The organism is Methylobacterium sp. 37f (genome assembly GCF_023093475.1).
In the GTDB taxonomy this organism is placed as follows: domain Bacteria; phylum Pseudomonadota; class Alphaproteobacteria; order Rhizobiales; family Beijerinckiaceae; genus Methylobacterium.
The window spans coordinates 178,445-192,948 of sequence record NZ_JAGHKN010000001.1 but is presented as its reverse complement, the minus strand read 5'-3'; the positions used below and the strand labels follow the sequence as shown (position 1 = coordinate 192,948).

The following is a 14,504-nucleotide window of genomic DNA, read 5'->3' as shown; positions in this document are numbered from 1 at the left end:
GCGCCGAAGCGCTGTCAACGCACCCGCGGCCGGGACCTACGGACGCGCCGGCTTCGGCGGATACGCGTGAGTGGTGCCCTGAGGGTCGGTGACCCGCCAAGTCGTCCCGGCCGGCTCCAGGTAGTCCGGTCCCACCGGGACCTTGCCGTGCCCGCCGGGGATGTCGAGGACGTAGGTCGGCTGCGCGAGGCCGGACAGACGGCCCCTCAGGGCGCGGACGAGATCACGCCCGGCCGCCAAGTCCGTCCGCAGGTGTCCGGTCCCCGGTGCGAGGTCGCCGTGATGAAGGTAGTACGGCTTGATCCGGTTCTCGACGAAGCGACGCATCAGCAGCGCCAAGGTCGCGGGATCGTCGTTGACGCCTGCCAGGAGGACCGTCTGGCTCACCATCGGGATCCCGGCATCAACCAGCCTCGCCACCGCCGCCATCGCCGCCGGAGTGAATTCCGCGGGATGGTTGGCATGCAGAGCCACGAAGACCGCGCCGCCGAAACGTTTCAGGGCGCCGATCAGGTCGTCGTCGACCGTACCCGGATCGACGACGGGGACCCGCGTGTGAAAGCGCAGGACGCGCACGTGCGGGATGGCCCCGAGAGCGCCGGCGAGGTGTGCGAGGCGGCGCACCGAGAGTGCGAACGGATCGCCACCGGTAACGACGACTTCCCAGATTTCCGGCCGGTCCGCGATGTAGGCGAAGGCTTCGGTGAGTTCGGCTTCGCTCAGGGTCCCCTGGCCCTCCGGGCCGACCATCTCGCGCCGGAAGCAGAAGCGGCAATAGACCGGGCAGACGTGCAGGGGCTTGAGCAGGACCCGGTCGGGATAGCGATGCACGAGGCCCGGCAGGGGGCTGTGGGCCGCGTCGCCGATGGGATCGGCGTCCTCCTCGGGCCGGGTCACGAGTTCTTCGGCCCGGGGCAGGAACTGCCGCGCGATCGGGTCGGCGGCATCGCACGGATCGATCAACTCGGCCATGTCAGGTGTCAGCGAGACGGCATAGCGCGTCGCGACGGCCTCCAGGGCCGAGAGATCGCCGGGCGCCACGAGGCCCGCACGGACGAGGGCGGCTGGATTGCGCAGGGCCGTCTTCATCGAGCTCCGCCCGCCACCGGCGTCCAGATCACATCCTCGATGTGGCGGGCATCGGTTGCCAGCATGACGAGGCGATCGAGGCCGAGGGCGATGCCACTTGCCTCCGGCATGATCGCCAGGGCTTCGAGGAAGTCCTCGTCGATCGGATAGGTCTCGCCATAGACGCGAGCCTTCTCGGCCATTTCCAGCGTGAAGCGCCGGCGCTGCTCGTCGGCATCGGTGAGCTCCCCGAATCCATTGGCGAGTTCAACGCCGCAGGCATAGAGCTCGAAGCGCTCGGCCACGCGGGGATCGTGTGGACTCGGCCGCGCCAGCGCCGCTTCGCTGACCGGGTATTCATACAGGATGGTCGGCCGCCCGATGCCCAGATGCGGCTCGATCCGCGCCACCAGCACCCGACAGAACAGATCGGCCCAGGTGTCGTCCTCCGCCACCCGGAGGTCTGCCCGACGCACCGCCCCGGCGAGCGCGTCGCGGTCGGTTGAACCGTCACGATCGATGGTGGCGAGGAGATCGATGCCGGCGCGCTCGGCAAATGCCTCGGCCAGGGTCAAGCGCTCGAACGTCGCGAACGGGTCGGCCTCCCGATCACGATGGCGCAACGTGCCGATGCCGGCCGTGTCGGCCGCGAGCGCCAGGAGGTCGGCGCAGTCCTGCATCAATTCCATGTACTCGGCCCCGGCCCGGTACCATTCGAGCATCGTGAATTCCGGATGGTGCAAGGGCCCGCGCTCCCGGTTGCGATAGACACGGGCGATGCTGAAGAGGCGCGGCTCACCGGCCGCCAGCAGCTTCTTGCAGGCGAATTCCGGCGAGGTGTGCAGGTAAAGCGGCTGACGCGCCCCGTCCGATCCGAGCGCCTCCGTGCTGAAGGCCGAGAGATGGGCCTCGTTGCCTGGAGAGATCTGGAGGGCGGCCGCATCGATCTCAACGAACTCGGCCGCCGCGAAATGCGCGCGGACAGCGGCGACGATGCGGTTTCGCGCCATCAGGGCCGGACGGCGGTCGGCGTGGCGATGGGGTGCCCACCAGGGGGAGGGGGTGTTCATACGCGAAAACTTTGCGGCCCGCACGGGAGGACATCAGGGTCTCGGAAGTGCCGCCTTGCGGTGCGACTGGCAACGGTGGCGCGGATAGGTTAGTGGCGGAGCCAAGATGTCGCTCCCGCGGAGGATTCCGCGTCGGGGCGCCGCGTCCGTTTTTTCAACGAACACAGCAGGACCAGACCCCGTGAAGGTGATCGCCTCTACGCTCCGCAAGGGCAACGTCGTCGACAAGGATGGCAAGCTCTACGTCATCCTGACGGTCGAGAACATCCATCCCGGCAAGGGCACCCCGGTGACCCAGCTCGACATGCGCCGCATCACCGACGGCGTGAAGGTCTCCGAGCGCTACCGCACCACCGAATCGGTCGAGCGCGCCTTCGTCGAGGACCGGGAGCACACCTTCCTGTACGAGGACGGCGAGGGCTTCCACTTCATGAACCCCGAGAACTACGATCAGGTCGCGATCCCGAAGGACGTCGTCGGCTCCGCCGCGCCGTACCTGCAGGAAGGCATGGCTGTGATGGTCTCGACCCATAACGGCGTCGCGCTGACCCTGGACCTGCCGCAGCGCGTCGTTCTCGAAGTGACCGAGACCGAGCCGGCGATGAAGGGCCAGACCGCCTCGTCGTCCTACAAGCCCGCCATTCTCTCCAACGGCGTACGCACGGCCGTTCCACCCCACATCGCCGTCGGCACCCGCGTCGTGATCATGACCGAGGATGGCTCCTACGTGGAGCGCGCCAAGGACTGAGCGATTCCGGGAACGGCCCTCCGCCTCACGGGGCTGGGGTCGTTCCATCAGCGGCCTCGTAGCAGGTCTGCGACAGGCTCTGGGCTCGCTGGCGCTCCGCCTGGGTGAAGCTTCGGGGCCGGTCGGCCCAGAGGTTCTCTCGCCGAAAGGCGTCCGAGACGCAGGCGGCGGCCCGGCTGCAGGCTGTGCCCTCGCCGCCAGTGGCAAGGCAGTTTCGCACGTAAAGCGCCCGAAACTCGGCGACACCCGCCTGCGGATGCGGTCCGGTCAGGGTGACGAGGCCCGTCAGCAGAGCCATCAGAATGGGCTGATGGATGAGGTAGATCGCCAGACTGTGGCGACCGGCCCAGCTCAGACCACGCCCGAACCAACCAGTCCCGGACCAGTCGGCCAATCGCGATCGGCCGACGGTGTCCCGCCCGTATCGGGCCAGCGCCACCCCCACCAGTACCATGCCGAACCAGGGAAACAGCGGCACGTAGTCGTTGGTCTGCGGCGTGCCGCGTCCCAATCCGATGAAGGACAGGATCGGCGCATCGAACGGACCGCCGGAGGTCCAAAGCGGAGCGGCGATCACGACGGCTGCTCCAGCGGTGGCCGCCCAGCCGGGCGCCTGCACGAACGGCAGGGCCAGCACGCTCGAGGCCGCGATGCAGTGCAGGATGCCGAAGAAGATATAGCTTGATGGATCGGTGAGGTAGGTCGCGACTGTCACAAGGGCGGCCGCAGCCGCGATGCGGGCGAATCGCAGGCCGAAGCGCTTGGGTGCGAAGCGGCCGCCATTCATGAGAACGAGCCCGATGCCGACGAGCACGAGGAAGGTTCCGGCGATTCCGTGAGCGATCATGCGCCCCGGCGGCGTCAGGGCATAGTTCTCCGGCGTGAGCCGTAGAGCCCCGAGATCCCACGTGGCGTGGTAGAGCGCCATCGCCAGCAGAGCGAGGCCACGCCCGGCATCCAGGGCAGCGTACCGGAAGCGCAGCGCGACGGAGGTCAACAACCAGGATTTCATCGCAGAGGCCGTACCATCGAATGATGGCCTCCGCGACGACGCGACGATCTCCGGTCTCGACGGACGCTTTCGCGCAACAGCGCTAACGAAATTTCAGCTTTGCGCGCTCGATCGAAAAAATCCTGAGCCCCCGCCGGTCTTTGCGCCGGAAAATGGCAAGGTGCGCTGTTGCGCGCGCACAGCCCTGCCGAACAATGCGGCATCGGGAAGCCGGCGGACGCATGAAACGGGCTTCCGCCGAGTCATGACTTTGTTAATCTCTGACGCGGGTCGCGTGACGTGATTCGGTGTGGGTTGCTGACATGTCTGACGATTTCGGTTCAGGCCCGTTTGGGCAGCGTTCGTGGGGGGAGCAGGACGAGAACCGCTCCGTCGAAGGACAGAGCATCGATGCCCAGCGGCCCCTCGACCTCATGGAGGTCGCCGGTCGGATCAAATGGTTCGATGTCTCGAAGGGCTTCGGATTCATCGTCCCCGACGACGGCTCGGCCGACGTGCTTCTCCACATCACCTGCCTGCGTCGCGACGGGCACCAGAGCGCCAGCGAGGGCGCACGCGTGGTCGTGGAAGCCACCGAGCGGCCGCGCGGCTGGCAGGCTTTCCGGGTGATCTCGCTCGACCAGTCGACGGCGCTGCACCCCTCAGAGCTGCCGCTTCCGCGCACGCATGTCACGGTTACACCCACCAGCGGGCTCGAAACCGCGGTGGTGAAGTGGTTCAACCGTCTCCGCGGCTTCGGCTTTCTCAGCCGCGGCGATGGGACACCCGATATCTTCGTTCACATGGAGACGCTTCGCCGCTACGGGATCGCCGAACTCAAGCCGGGCGAGATGGTTCTCGTCCGCTATGGCGATGGTTCCAAGGGCAAGATGGCCGCCGAAGTCCGGCTCCTCGACGGCGCGCTGCCCGCCTCACACTGACGGATGGTCCGGTGCTCTCCAGACACGTGATCGACTGGCGCGATGGATGTCGCGCGCTCCTCGCCCTTGTGCTCCTCGCCCTGATCCTCGATCCAGCGGTGGCGCAGGATGCGCGTTCGGGACCGACCGAACCGCTGAGCATCGTGGGCCGCGAGGGACGGCACGTCTTCGCCGTCGAGGTGATGCGCACCGACGCGGAGCGTTCGCGCGGCCTGATGTACCGTCGCTCGATGGCGCCCGACCACGGCATGCTGTTCGATTTTCAGGCTTCCGCCCCGGTGGCGATGTGGATGAAGAACACCTACCTGCCGCTCGACATGGTGTTCATCCGGGCCGACGGCACCATCGCAAAGATCGCGGCAGATACCGAGCCGCTCTCGACAAAGGTCATTCCGTCGAGCGAACCGGTGCTGTCCGTGCTCGAACTCAATGCCGGGACCGCGGCACGTCTCCGTCTGCATGCCGGAGACCGGGTGGAGCACTCACTCTTCGAGAAGCCGGCGCGCTAGCGTCGGTTCTTCCGGGTCCCACCCTGGAACACACCGAGAACAAAGGCTTGACGTCGCCGAGGTTTCCCATCAGTGTTCCCTTAATGTTCTGATCCATTTCGGGACTGCCACTAGGCAGCCGCGGGACTGGCGGCGAGGGGACATCATGTTCGATCTCACTTTAGACGACGCGTGCCGGCCGAGCCCGATCCTTTTCGAGAATGCGGACTGGCGTGTAGCTGCCGATGGTCTCGAGCATCGCGAGACCGGGTACTTCATCGCACGAGAGGCGATTGGGATTCGGCGCGACAATCTTTGGGAATGGCCCCTGCACTTGGCCGAGAAGAACTGGTGCACGGTCCGCCTCTTCCGCGAGGCGTTCCTGGCTGCGATCGATGCCTTCGGCGTCGCGCGCGATGCCGATCTGGCGCAATCCTTCGCGGTCGCCTTCGGTTTCGTGGCATCGGGCGCTTCGCAAAAGAGCGAGGAGGACTTCGTATCGCTCGGTGATCTCGTGCGACCGAAATCAACGGTGACGGGCACCTCTCGAAAGCGCAATCCGGCCTCCGAGGGGCGGGTCATAGCGCGGCGGATGGGATCGCCGGCGTCTCAGCGGATCGGCGAAACGAGCCGTCACCGTATCGCCCTCTGACGTCTGGTCGCTGCTGCTACATGCCCTAAGTGCTCCACGACGTCGAAATGCGCCGCGGGGATCTCATGTCGCAGACACCGGATCATGTTGAGGACAGCTCAAACCTCGAAGGTCTCGACGGCCTGCTGACACCCCCCTTCTCGCGACGCGGCTTTGTCATGACCAGCTTGATGACCGGTCTGACCCTGGCAACCAGTTCGGTCGATGCTCAGGTCATCCACACGGATGCCGACTCGATCGTGGCCGGCGAAGTCAAGATCCCAGCCGTCGACGGTCCCATGCCAGGCTACCGAGCCATGCCGAAGGGCGAGGGGCCATTTCCGATCGTGTTGGTCATCGAGGAGATCTTCGGCGTCCATGACTACATCAAAGATATTTGTCGTCGCCTGGCTCAAGCCGGCTACTGTGCGGTCGCGCCTGAACTTTATGCGCGTCAGGGCGATCTTTCGACAATGACCGATGCGAAGGCGATCATTCGCGACATCATTTCGAAGACGCCCGACGCGCAGTGGATGGCCGACCTCGACTCAGCAGCCGCCTGGGCCATTTCGACGTCGCGCGGAGACCAGGGGCGGATCGCCGCCATGGGGTGGTGTCGTGGTGGGCGAGGCGTTTGGCTCTACGCCGCACACCGAAAGGACCTGAAAGCGGGAATCGCCTGGTACGGGCCGGTCGGGGGCGAACGCTCAGAGATTCAGCCGAAAACCGCATTGGACGTCGCCGCCGATATACAGGCGCCACTGCTCTGCCTTTACGGCGGTGCCGATTCCGGCATTCCGGTCGCGGCCGTGGAGGCTGCACGAGACAAGGCAAAAGCCGCAGGCAAATCGGTCGAGCTCGTCGTCTATCCCGAGGCACCCCACGGCTTTCACGCCGATTATCGGCCAAGCTATCGTGAAGCGGATGCCAAAGACGGATGGACACGCGCCTTAGCCTTTCTGAAATCTCATGGTGTTGGCTAAAATCCCTAGAAAAGCGTGACGCCGAAAGCACAGGACGAGTCCGCAAGCCTCGATCCGGATATTCGGTTGGTTCCGCCACATTGACAGCGATGCGCCCCCATGGCGCAAGATTGCGCTTGGCCCGCCGTTCTGGCCCGAAGAGCGTACCGGACCCATGAGCGCTGTGAATTCGTCTGATGCACGTCCCGTAATACTCGTCGTCGAGGACGAACCAGACGAGCGATTCCTCGCGGCTGAGCTGCTCGAGGAAACCGGTTTTCGAGTTATCGAGGCCGAGACAGCCGAGCGCGCCCTCGCGATCCTGAACGACCGGGGCGACGAAGTCAGTGTCGTCTTCTCTGACGTGCGCACACCCGGTCCGATCGGGGGCTTCGAGCTGGCCCGCATCATCGGCGTAACTTGGCCGCGTGTCCGGGTCCTTCTGACATCCGGTGATGCCGGCGATCAGCCGAGTGACCTGCGTGTCTCAGCGACTTTCATTCCGAAGCCGTGGCGAGCCGCCGACATCCTAGCCTGGGTCCAGGAAGCCGCCGGCCGAACCGATAGCGGCGTTTCCAGGCCTGACATCATCGGTCCGTCGGCACCCGGCAACTGAAAATTATCGTAAATCAAGGGAAACATTGACGCAGAAGGCCGTTGTCCGGTCTCTGAAATCGAGAGGCCGAGCGATGGCCCGAAAGCCAGCGATGACCTTTGCGCAGTCGGTGAACGCTCAATGTCCGGATGAATCCTGGTCCTCCTTGACAGGCTTATCGGATGATCGGCTGCTTGCCACCATCGGACACAGTCTTCGGAACATCTATGAGCCGATAACGGATGCTGATCAGCCGAGGGATCTTCTGCAACTCGCCCTCGTGATTGAAGAGCGGGTGAGGGACCTCGGCTTCTGAATCCTTGCATTCTACCGGCCGGGTGCGGCGGGAATACCGCACTTGTCCGCTGCGACTTGACGTATGGTTCGGATCACATTTCCTCCGTGCTTCGCCAGGACCGGCTTTCCGAGCTTGGGTCATGAGACGTACGGGCCTGCGTCACCGGATCAACCATGCGTCTGAACCTGAGCCTCGGTGTCGCCGCGATCAGCGTTGCCTGCCTCATATCTCTGGCTAAGCCGGTGATCGCTGCCACTCCGCCGAACCAACCGGCTGAGGGTCCCGGCGGGGTCGGCGATCGAGCAGCCGCGATCGTGAAGCGCGGTCTCGGCAAGGCGGGGTCTGGCAGCTTCGTGTTCTACAAGTCCGGTGACGCGCCGGCCCAGGGACGACCGGTCGTCATCCTCCTGCATGCTTGGGGCGCCCCGAACCCGCAGGCCTATGGGAGCTGGATCGACCACCTCGCGCGGACCGGGTCCCTGGTCATCTTCCCACGGTTCCAGGATCTCAATCGCACTCGCCCATCCGAATCGACCGCCATTGCCGAGCGCATCGTCAAGGCGACCCTTTCGGATCTGGCAGCCGACGCGGAAGCAAAGCCCGATGTGAAGCGTGTCGCCGTGATCGGCCATCTTGCCGGCGCACCCATTGCGGCAAATTTCGCTGCTGATGCGTCAGATCAAGGCCTGCCCACACCGCGGCTAGTCTTTGCCGTGATGCCGGGCGGGATCGCCAGCGATGCGCGGGCGCGGGGCGTGGTTCTGCACGATCTCAGTCGGATCGCGCCGGAGACCCTGGTGGTCACCGTGATCGGCGATCGTGATGCCCGGGCCGCCGATCTTGCCGCTCGACGGCTGCTGCGGGATGCCAGCGCAGTTCCAGCTGAGCGTAAGCTGTTCGTGCGGGCGCTGTCGGATGACCATGGCTTTCCCGCCTTGGCTGCCACGCTGACCTCTCCAGCGGCGGTCGATACCGCGTATGACGGGGCGGCGATCAAGCTCCCGCCTGAGCCGCCACGCGATCCGAAGCAGCCGGCCCCGCCCTTCAAGTGGTCTCCGGACATGGCGTTGACCGGCGAGCAGACCACACTGGTCTCACAGATCAACAACGCACGGGCCGATAGCCTGGACTATTTGGCCTACTGGAAGACCTTCGACCTTGCCGCCGCTTCGGCGTTCTCCGGCACCGATGCTACATCCCTGAAGGGCAATCCTCGTTTCAGCGACATGGAACGCTGGGCCGATGGCTGGCCGGTGAAGCGCCTGGTCGTCGAAACCCCACGAGCGCCGGCTGTCCAGCCGACGGCATCGCAACGAACGCCTGCGGCGGCCGCCGATCGGCCCAAATCACAGCCGGCACGACGTCCCTGAACACTCCATATCGGAGTTCTTCGGCGGCACTCCACGCGCGCCGATAAAGCGTCGGTATTTATGGGATGCCAAAATCCAATGACGCCGGCGTTGATTGCTGACGTGCCGCCACGATCGCGAGACGTGGCGCAAGCTTTGCGTGACCTACGTCCGGATCGACTGGACAGGCCATCATGCCCGATTTCATCGCTATCCTTGGCGCGTCGACACTGTTCTGCGCCACAGTCATCGTGCTGAACGGCCTCACGAGAATGGCGATTCAGCTCAATTGTGCGACTGGAGATCTCGCCGAGAACGGATTGGCGCAATTTGGCGTGGCGATCGCCATCGCGGGGCTCGCCTTGCAGAGATCCTTTCGTCGAAAGGGTCTTGAAGGTCCGTTGTCGGGACCCGGCGAAAACCGTCGGACCTGATGAACGTTTTCGGCTTTTCGCGGCATGTTGAAAACGTGGCGATCCTGTGCCGCGCGCAGGAACCGTCCAGCTAAGTTGGCGTTATGCTGTCATGAGGTCGCAGCCCATGCTGCACCGTACTTGTTCAAGGGGTGGGTCACATGCTCGGATGGGCCGTTACGTTCCTGGTCGTCGCCCTCGTCGCGGCGCTTCTTGGCTTCGGTGGTATTGCCGGCACCGCAATGGAAGCCGCCAAGCTGGTATTCTTCGTTGCGATCGTTCTGTTCGCCATTTCGGCCGTCATCGGCCTGATGCGCGGCCGTTCGCCGACACTCTAACGAGCCAAGCGGCGCGTTACGCTTCGCGACTCTGACGTGAAGGCCGCCCCAAGACGGGCGGCCTTTCTTATTTCGGCAACGGTCCAATCGAGAGATGTCCTCATCCCGACACTGAAACAGGTAATTGTGGGTCCACCATCACCTGGAGCCTAGGGTTCGGAAGGGGAAGAAGACGTGTCGAGCTGCGCGATCAGATCGCGGAAACGGTCCGGCACGGGTTGCTGAACGATGGTATCGTACATCGCGCGCAAATGTAGACCGATGCGTTTCTGGGTGTGATCGCTGAGGCCTTGTCCTGCCGACGAGGCGTCCGCCTTCGAGGTAGAACCTTCCGCCGAAGGCCCATGCCTCGATCCGTCATCATCCATACTAAGGTCCCCTTGGATGTCGACAAGCGACATCGCCGCGATTGTTTTGCGGCTTCACATAGGCCATGGCTGCACCTGCAACGCTGGTGTGAACAATCGGTTCCCGACCAGCGGAACGGAGCCCTGCATTCCGCGTTGTGGCGGAGGCGCCCGAGAGAACGGCAAAGCCAAGGGGATATAATGTCGACAGCTCAACTCGTCGTTCAGCATCTGCCGTACCTGCGCCGTTATGCGCGGGCGCTGACCGGCAGCCAGGTTGCTGGCGACGCTTACGTAGCGGCCACCCTGGAGACTCTCGTGAACGAGCCGGAGACGCTCGGTCGCAGCTCCAACGTGAAGGCCGACCTGTTTCGTGTCTTCACCCGAATCTGGAATTCGCTGTCCGTGAATGGCCAGAGCGAACAGGTGCAGCATGACCTTCCGGCGGAAGTCCGGCTCGGACAGATCACGCCTCTGCCACGCCAAGCCTTCTTGCTCTCCTGCCTCGAAGGGTTTTCCGAAGAAGACGCGGCGATCATTCTCGACGTCGACGTCAGCCAAGTCCGCGACCTCGTCGACGAGGCAGGCCGCGAACTTGCCGCTGATATGGCAACCGAGATTCTGATCATTGAGGACGAGCCGCTGATTGCCATGGATCTCGAGGCTTTGGTCGAAGGACTCGGCCACAACGTGATCGGGGTCGCGCGGACCCGGACGGAGGCTATCAAGATCGCGTCCGGTGGAACTCGTCCAGGCCTGATCCTCGCTGACATCCAGCTCGCCGACGGGAGTTCGGGTCTTGATGCCGTTAACGATCTCCTCAAGACCTTCGAGGTCCCGGTTATCTTCATCACCGCCTATCCCGAGCGCTTCCTGACGGGCGAACGGCCGGAGCCGGCGTTCCTCATTGCGAAGCCGTTCCAGCCTGCCAACGTCTCGGCCGTGATCAGCCAAGCCCTGTTCTTCCAGCAAAGCGCTCGGCGACGTGAGGCGAAGTCCGCCTGATATACCCCAGCCCCGGAACGTCGCGTTCGCGCTGGATCTCCCATCCGATCGCTCATCAACCCCGGTGTCCGCACCGGGGTTTTTTCGTTGCGGCGCGGGCCGCTGTCGCATGGCGGGCCGGCATAAAAAAACGGGTCGGAAAATCCGACCCGTTTGGAAGGTTCCGGCCTGTGCACAAGGGGAATGCGGGGGAGGACCAGGCGGCCGGGTGCTCGAACAACGGCGTCGAGAACCGCAGGTTCCGAATGGGCCAGACCCTGCTACATTTTTCTCCGCCGTGATGCGCTGAGGCCACAGCGGAAGCGCTCCTGCAGCCGATCTTTCGTTACTCCAGACACAGCGATTTATTCGGCTAACGCCACGATACCCACGATCGAACGGTTAAGGAACCGTTGTGGCAGCGCCGCGTTACCGCATTAGCCTGTCAAGCTCCCTGTGGAGATTACGACGATGTTTCGCTCCGGCTTGTTTCTCAATGTGAGTGGGCCGGCTGCGCTGTTGACACTGCTGATACATCCGGCCCTGCGCCACAGCGCTGATCAGAACATCGTTCAACAGCGCTCAGTCATATCAGCGCCCGCCAATGCCAGCGGGGAGGCAATGTTTCCCCCGCGGACCGTACGTCCCGTTCACATCGCGTCGATACCGAATATTCGAGACCGATCGATGCTTGTTGCACCCTCAATCGGTCAAACAGCAAGCGAAAGGGACATCCCTCGTGTTCGGAAGCCGCTTCAGGAAGGCTGTGAACGCTCGATCAGCTCTCTGGCGGGCCCTGAGGCCCGCCGAATGGTGCCTGGTCGGTGCATGACGTGAAACGTTCTGTTGCTTTCCAAGGCTTCTACAAGAAACACCCCGTTCCATAGGAACGGGGTGTTTCTTGTTGCGTAAAACGGCGTGCACCCTATTGAGGCTGCACGCCGTCCCGAAATTACTCGTCGCCGGGACGACCGGACCCACTGGACTGTCCGCCCTTACGACCAGCATTCGATGCCAATTCGCGGTCCTGCGAAAACGAGCGCTTTTCCGCCGGGACGCTGCGGCCGCCCTTGCTCGCGATCTCTCGCTGCCGTTCGAGGTCCATCGATGCGAAACCTCGCTTCGAGGTGGAATTTCCTGATGCCATCAGTGCCTCCTCAGCTATGCGTTCACTGTGATCACAACCTTTGCCAATATCGATGGTTCCTCGTCTGATGGCTGAGCCAGCGGTTAGTACCGCCACCATTGGCAATTAATCCGAGCTTAACCGTTGAACCTGCGATGGGTGGTCTCAGACCGTCGTCCGTAGGCCGGTGTCAGGGATCCGCCAGCAGCGACCCCGCTCGCCGGGGCTGGACAAAGCCTGTTTGGCCCGCATTGGATACATGACGATCGTGGCGTGCCCACAAGGACGTCGCGCCGCTGGAGCCCGCCCTATGACCCTCGAAACCGAGGTTACGTCCCTTCGTCAAGTGCCGTTGTTCAGGGGTGTCGAGCCCTCGCGCCTGAAGTTGCTCGCCTTCACGAGTGAGCGAGTACATTTCGAGGCGGGGCAGCAACTCTTCGCGCGCGGCGACGCGGCCGATGCAGCCTACCTGTTGCTGGAAGGGTCGGCCGAGGTCGCAATAGAAGGGCCGCATGGTCCGTTTCGCCTTGCGCTCCTTGGCGCCAATGCCCTGGTTGGCGAAATGGGCATCCTGGCCGATCAGCCGCGCTCCGCCACGGTCGCCGCCGTAGAACCGGCCACCGCACTGCGGATCGACCGCACCGTGTTCCTAGAGTTGCTGGCTCAGTTCCCTCCGATCGCCATCGCGGTGATGCGGGAATTGGCCCTCCGTCTCGAACAGACCAATCAGCAGCTTGCCGAGACCCGGGGTTAGGCGGGGCTCGGGCTAGCGTAGACCTGTTGGTTCAGGCAGCCGGATAGGTGATGAATTCCATCAAGGACCCATCCGGGTCTCGGAAATAGAGACTGACGCCGGATCCGGCGGCTCCATTGCGCTCGACCGGTCCGAGTTCCACGGTTACGCCTTGCGACGCCAGATGGGCGGCGGCCTGCTCGATCGTCCCCGACCAGCGGAAGCAGAGATCGCTGTTGCCCGGCATGACAGGCCGCTCGGCGAGCGGGGCCGCACTCACGCCCGGCCCATGAACGTTCAGCTGCACCCCTCCAAATCGGTAGGCGAACGTCGCTCCACGCGGGATGAGTTCTGCACCCATGACGTCACGATAGAAGGCATTGGACCGCGCCCAGTCGGTGACATGAATGACGCAATGGTCCAGGTGCACGGCCGGGGCGAGATCGGTCAGGAATGTGCCGGTTTCAAAATCTGCCAGCGTCTGCGTCTCGACCATGCGCGATCGTGCCTCGTTCCCAGGATGGGTAGTCCGATCATGCGAGGCCGCTTCCTTCGACGCAATGGCTCCAAACGCCGGCCGATCGTAGGCACCTCGAAAACGTCACTTCCCGGCCCGACAGGGCGAGGACTACTTCCGGGATGGTCAGCAACATCATGACTGCGGCGGGAATGACACAACGTCGGGCGGCCGGGAGGGGTAGTCAGGGGACAGTGCCGTCGCCCAACGCGTCGAAACGTGGAGTTGTCCATGCCGTCCCGCCGCCTCGTCCTCGGGCTGATCCTGATCGCACCCCTCGCCGCATGCCAGTCGCGCGGTCCCATGAATGTCGCGCAGGACGACGAGGCGGCCTGGTACGCCGGAACGATGCCGGACAAGCCGTATGACGTGCCACTCGTCGACAAGAACCGGCTCGACCCAAAGTACCGACGTCAGGTGGTGCGGTACACCGGGCCGGAGAAGCCGGGCACGATCGTCGTCGACATCGATAATCGGCAGCTTGCCCTGGTGCAGGAAGACGGCTCCGCCGTGCAGTACGGCGTCGGCGTCGGCAAGCTGGGTTTCTCGTGGAAGGGTCAGGCCCGGGTCGGACGGAAGGGCGTCTGGCCTGACTGGAGCCCCACCACCACCATGGTGTCGCTCAATCCGGACCTGCCGCGCACCCGCAAGGGCGGTGTCGACAATCCCCTCGGCGCCCGTGCCCTGTACCTCTACCAGGGCAATCGTGACATCCTGTTCCGTATCCATGGCACCAACGAGCCCTGGAGCATCGGCGAGCAGATGTCTTCGGGGTGCGTCCGCATGCTCAACGAAGACATCGTCGACCTCTATGAGCGGGTGCCCGTCGGCACTCAGGTCCTCGTCAAGCGCAACGGCAAGTACCGAGTTTGAGGTCGACTGCGAGTCGTAGCTGACGGTCACCC

Annotated in this window: 19 protein-coding genes; 13 read left to right on the top strand and 6 right to left on the bottom strand. The window is 64.0% G+C overall.

All coding sequences use genetic code 11. The annotated features are described in order from the left end of the window. Window positions 1–36 precede the first annotated feature (36 nt). Both J7U37_RS00985 and epmA read right to left on the bottom strand, forming a co-directional pair. Window positions 37–1,089 carry a lysine-2,3-aminomutase-like protein gene (locus tag J7U37_RS00985; protein ID WP_247634536.1) on the bottom strand — a complete coding sequence of 351 codons (1,053 nt, stop codon included), beginning with the start codon at window positions 1,087–1,089 and terminating at the stop codon, window positions 37–39. Then, window positions 1,086–2,138 (bottom strand): EF-P lysine aminoacylase EpmA, encoded by a 1,053-nt coding sequence (epmA, locus tag J7U37_RS00980; protein WP_247634535.1) that lies wholly within the window; start codon window positions 2,136–2,138, stop codon window positions 1,086–1,088. The genes J7U37_RS00985 and epmA overlap by 4 nt, the downstream gene beginning before the upstream one ends. 181 nt (window positions 2,139–2,319) lie before the next feature. Between epmA and efp the strand changes: the two genes are divergently transcribed. Continuing rightward, entirely contained in the window at window positions 2,320–2,886 is a 567-nt protein-coding gene (gene efp, locus J7U37_RS00975; RefSeq protein WP_055953091.1) for an elongation factor P, read from the top strand. Window positions 2,887–2,911: 25 nt separating this feature from the next. Here the strand turns inward: efp and J7U37_RS00970 are convergent, their stop codons facing one another. Continuing rightward, window positions 2,912–3,886 (bottom strand): heparan-alpha-glucosaminide N-acetyltransferase, encoded by a 975-nt coding sequence (locus J7U37_RS00970; protein ID WP_247634534.1) that lies wholly within the window; start codon window positions 3,884–3,886, stop codon window positions 2,912–2,914. 425 nt (window positions 3,887–4,311) lie between these two features. Here J7U37_RS00970 and J7U37_RS00965 point away from each other — a divergent pair, with 425 nt between their 5' ends. The 9 genes from J7U37_RS00965 (at window position 4,312) to J7U37_RS00925 (ending at window position 9,892) form a co-directional block, all read left to right on the top strand. Further along, window positions 4,312–4,818, top strand: a complete 507-nt coding sequence (locus J7U37_RS00965; RefSeq protein WP_200935845.1) for a cold-shock protein — start codon at window positions 4,312–4,314, stop codon at window positions 4,816–4,818. Between the two features lie 68 nt (window positions 4,819–4,886). Next, complete coding sequence (locus J7U37_RS00960) at window positions 4,887–5,327, top strand: DUF192 domain-containing protein (protein WP_247634605.1); 441 nt, start codon at window positions 4,887–4,889, stop codon at window positions 5,325–5,327. A gap of 145 nt (window positions 5,328–5,472) precedes the next feature. Next, a complete protein-coding gene (locus J7U37_RS00955; RefSeq protein ID WP_056481561.1) occupies window positions 5,473–5,958 on the top strand; it encodes a hypothetical protein in 486 nt (161 codons plus the stop codon). Window positions 5,959–6,023: 65 nt separating this feature from the next. After that, the gene (locus J7U37_RS00950) at window positions 6,024–6,920 is read left to right on the top strand and encodes a dienelactone hydrolase family protein (RefSeq protein ID WP_082503756.1); all 897 of its coding nucleotides are present in this window, start codon (window positions 6,024–6,026) and stop codon (window positions 6,918–6,920) included. Window positions 6,921–7,074: 154 nt separating this feature from the next. Next, on the top strand, window positions 7,075–7,515 hold the full coding sequence (locus J7U37_RS00945) for a response regulator (protein WP_247634533.1): 441 nt from the start codon (window positions 7,075–7,077) through the stop codon (window positions 7,513–7,515). A gap of 91 nt (window positions 7,516–7,606) precedes the next feature. Next, complete coding sequence (locus J7U37_RS00940; RefSeq protein ID WP_247634532.1) at window positions 7,607–7,810, top strand: hypothetical protein; 204 nt, start codon at window positions 7,607–7,609, stop codon at window positions 7,808–7,810. A 155-nt stretch (window positions 7,811–7,965) separates the two neighbouring features. Next, window positions 7,966–9,162 (top strand): alpha/beta hydrolase, encoded by a 1,197-nt coding sequence (locus tag J7U37_RS00935; protein ID WP_247634531.1) that lies wholly within the window; start codon window positions 7,966–7,968, stop codon window positions 9,160–9,162. 173 nt (window positions 9,163–9,335) lie between these two features. Beyond that, entirely contained in the window at window positions 9,336–9,575 is a 240-nt protein-coding gene (locus tag J7U37_RS00930; RefSeq protein WP_247634530.1) for a hypothetical protein, read from the top strand. Between the two features lie 140 nt (window positions 9,576–9,715). Next, window positions 9,716–9,892 carry a DUF1328 domain-containing protein gene (locus J7U37_RS00925; protein WP_003599466.1) on the top strand — a complete coding sequence of 59 codons (177 nt, stop codon included), beginning with the start codon at window positions 9,716–9,718 and terminating at the stop codon, window positions 9,890–9,892. A gap of 149 nt (window positions 9,893–10,041) precedes the next feature. Here J7U37_RS00925 and J7U37_RS00920 read toward each other — a convergent pair whose 3' ends face one another. Next, on the bottom strand, window positions 10,042–10,260 hold the full coding sequence (locus tag J7U37_RS00920; RefSeq protein ID WP_247634529.1) for a NepR family anti-sigma factor: 219 nt from the start codon (window positions 10,258–10,260) through the stop codon (window positions 10,042–10,044). 180 nt (window positions 10,261–10,440) lie between these two features. On the opposite strand from J7U37_RS00920, the gene J7U37_RS00915 reads away from it, so the two are divergent. Beyond that, entirely contained in the window at window positions 10,441–11,244 is an 804-nt protein-coding gene (locus J7U37_RS00915) for a response regulator (RefSeq protein ID WP_055953119.1), read from the top strand. 931 nt (window positions 11,245–12,175) lie between these two features. On the opposite strand, the gene J7U37_RS00910 is transcribed toward J7U37_RS00915, so the two are convergent. Next, on the bottom strand, window positions 12,176–12,370 hold the full coding sequence (locus tag J7U37_RS00910; protein WP_055953126.1) for a KGG domain-containing protein: 195 nt from the start codon (window positions 12,368–12,370) through the stop codon (window positions 12,176–12,178). A gap of 289 nt (window positions 12,371–12,659) precedes the next feature. On the opposite strand from J7U37_RS00910, the gene J7U37_RS00905 reads away from it, so the two are divergent. After that, window positions 12,660–13,103 carry a Crp/Fnr family transcriptional regulator gene (locus J7U37_RS00905; protein ID WP_056190397.1) on the top strand — a complete coding sequence of 148 codons (444 nt, stop codon included), beginning with the start codon at window positions 12,660–12,662 and terminating at the stop codon, window positions 13,101–13,103. A 31-nt stretch (window positions 13,104–13,134) separates the two neighbouring features. Here the strand turns inward: J7U37_RS00905 and J7U37_RS00900 are convergent, their stop codons facing one another. Continuing rightward, window positions 13,135–13,578, bottom strand: coding sequence for a VOC family protein (locus J7U37_RS00900; protein WP_247634528.1), 444 nt, complete (start codon window positions 13,576–13,578; stop codon window positions 13,135–13,137). Window positions 13,579–13,830: 252 nt separating this feature from the next. Here J7U37_RS00900 and J7U37_RS00895 point away from each other — a divergent pair, with 252 nt between their 5' ends. Beyond that, entirely contained in the window at window positions 13,831–14,472 is a 642-nt protein-coding gene (locus tag J7U37_RS00895; RefSeq protein ID WP_247634527.1) for a L,D-transpeptidase, read from the top strand. Window positions 14,473–14,504 lie beyond the last annotated feature (32 nt).

Bases quoted from the DNA above. Each gene is read 5' to 3' on its own strand.
- J7U37_RS00985 (WP_247634536.1), bottom strand. From the start codon at position 1,089: ATGAAGACGGCCCTGCGCAATCCAGCCGCCCTCGTCCGTGCGGGCCTC.
- epmA (WP_247634535.1), bottom strand. From the start codon at position 2,138: ATGAACACCCCCTCCCCCTGGTGGGCACCCCATCGCCACGCCGACCGC.
- J7U37_RS00965 (WP_200935845.1), top strand. From the start codon at position 4,312: ATGGAGGTCGCCGGTCGGATCAAATGGTTCGATGTCTCGAAGGGCTTC.
- J7U37_RS00955 (WP_056481561.1), top strand. From the start codon at position 5,473: ATGTTCGATCTCACTTTAGACGACGCGTGCCGGCCGAGCCCGATCCTT.
- J7U37_RS00950 (WP_082503756.1), top strand. From the start codon at position 6,024: ATGTCGCAGACACCGGATCATGTTGAGGACAGCTCAAACCTCGAAGGT.
- J7U37_RS00945 (WP_247634533.1), top strand. From the start codon at position 7,075: ATGAGCGCTGTGAATTCGTCTGATGCACGTCCCGTAATACTCGTCGTC.
- J7U37_RS00940 (WP_247634532.1), top strand. From the start codon at position 7,607: ATGACCTTTGCGCAGTCGGTGAACGCTCAATGTCCGGATGAATCCTGG.
- J7U37_RS00935 (WP_247634531.1), top strand. From the start codon at position 7,966: ATGCGTCTGAACCTGAGCCTCGGTGTCGCCGCGATCAGCGTTGCCTGC.
- J7U37_RS00930 (WP_247634530.1), top strand. From the start codon at position 9,336: ATGCCCGATTTCATCGCTATCCTTGGCGCGTCGACACTGTTCTGCGCC.
- J7U37_RS00925 (WP_003599466.1), top strand. From the start codon at position 9,716: ATGCTCGGATGGGCCGTTACGTTCCTGGTCGTCGCCCTCGTCGCGGCG.
- J7U37_RS00920 (WP_247634529.1), bottom strand. From the start codon at position 10,260: ATGGATGATGACGGATCGAGGCATGGGCCTTCGGCGGAAGGTTCTACC.
- J7U37_RS00915 (WP_055953119.1), top strand. From the start codon at position 10,441: ATGTCGACAGCTCAACTCGTCGTTCAGCATCTGCCGTACCTGCGCCGT.
- J7U37_RS00910 (WP_055953126.1), bottom strand. From the start codon at position 12,370: ATGGCATCAGGAAATTCCACCTCGAAGCGAGGTTTCGCATCGATGGAC.
- J7U37_RS00905 (WP_056190397.1), top strand. From the start codon at position 12,660: ATGACCCTCGAAACCGAGGTTACGTCCCTTCGTCAAGTGCCGTTGTTC.
- J7U37_RS00900 (WP_247634528.1), bottom strand. From the start codon at position 13,578: ATGGTCGAGACGCAGACGCTGGCAGATTTTGAAACCGGCACATTCCTG.
- J7U37_RS00895 (WP_247634527.1), top strand. From the start codon at position 13,831: ATGCCGTCCCGCCGCCTCGTCCTCGGGCTGATCCTGATCGCACCCCTC.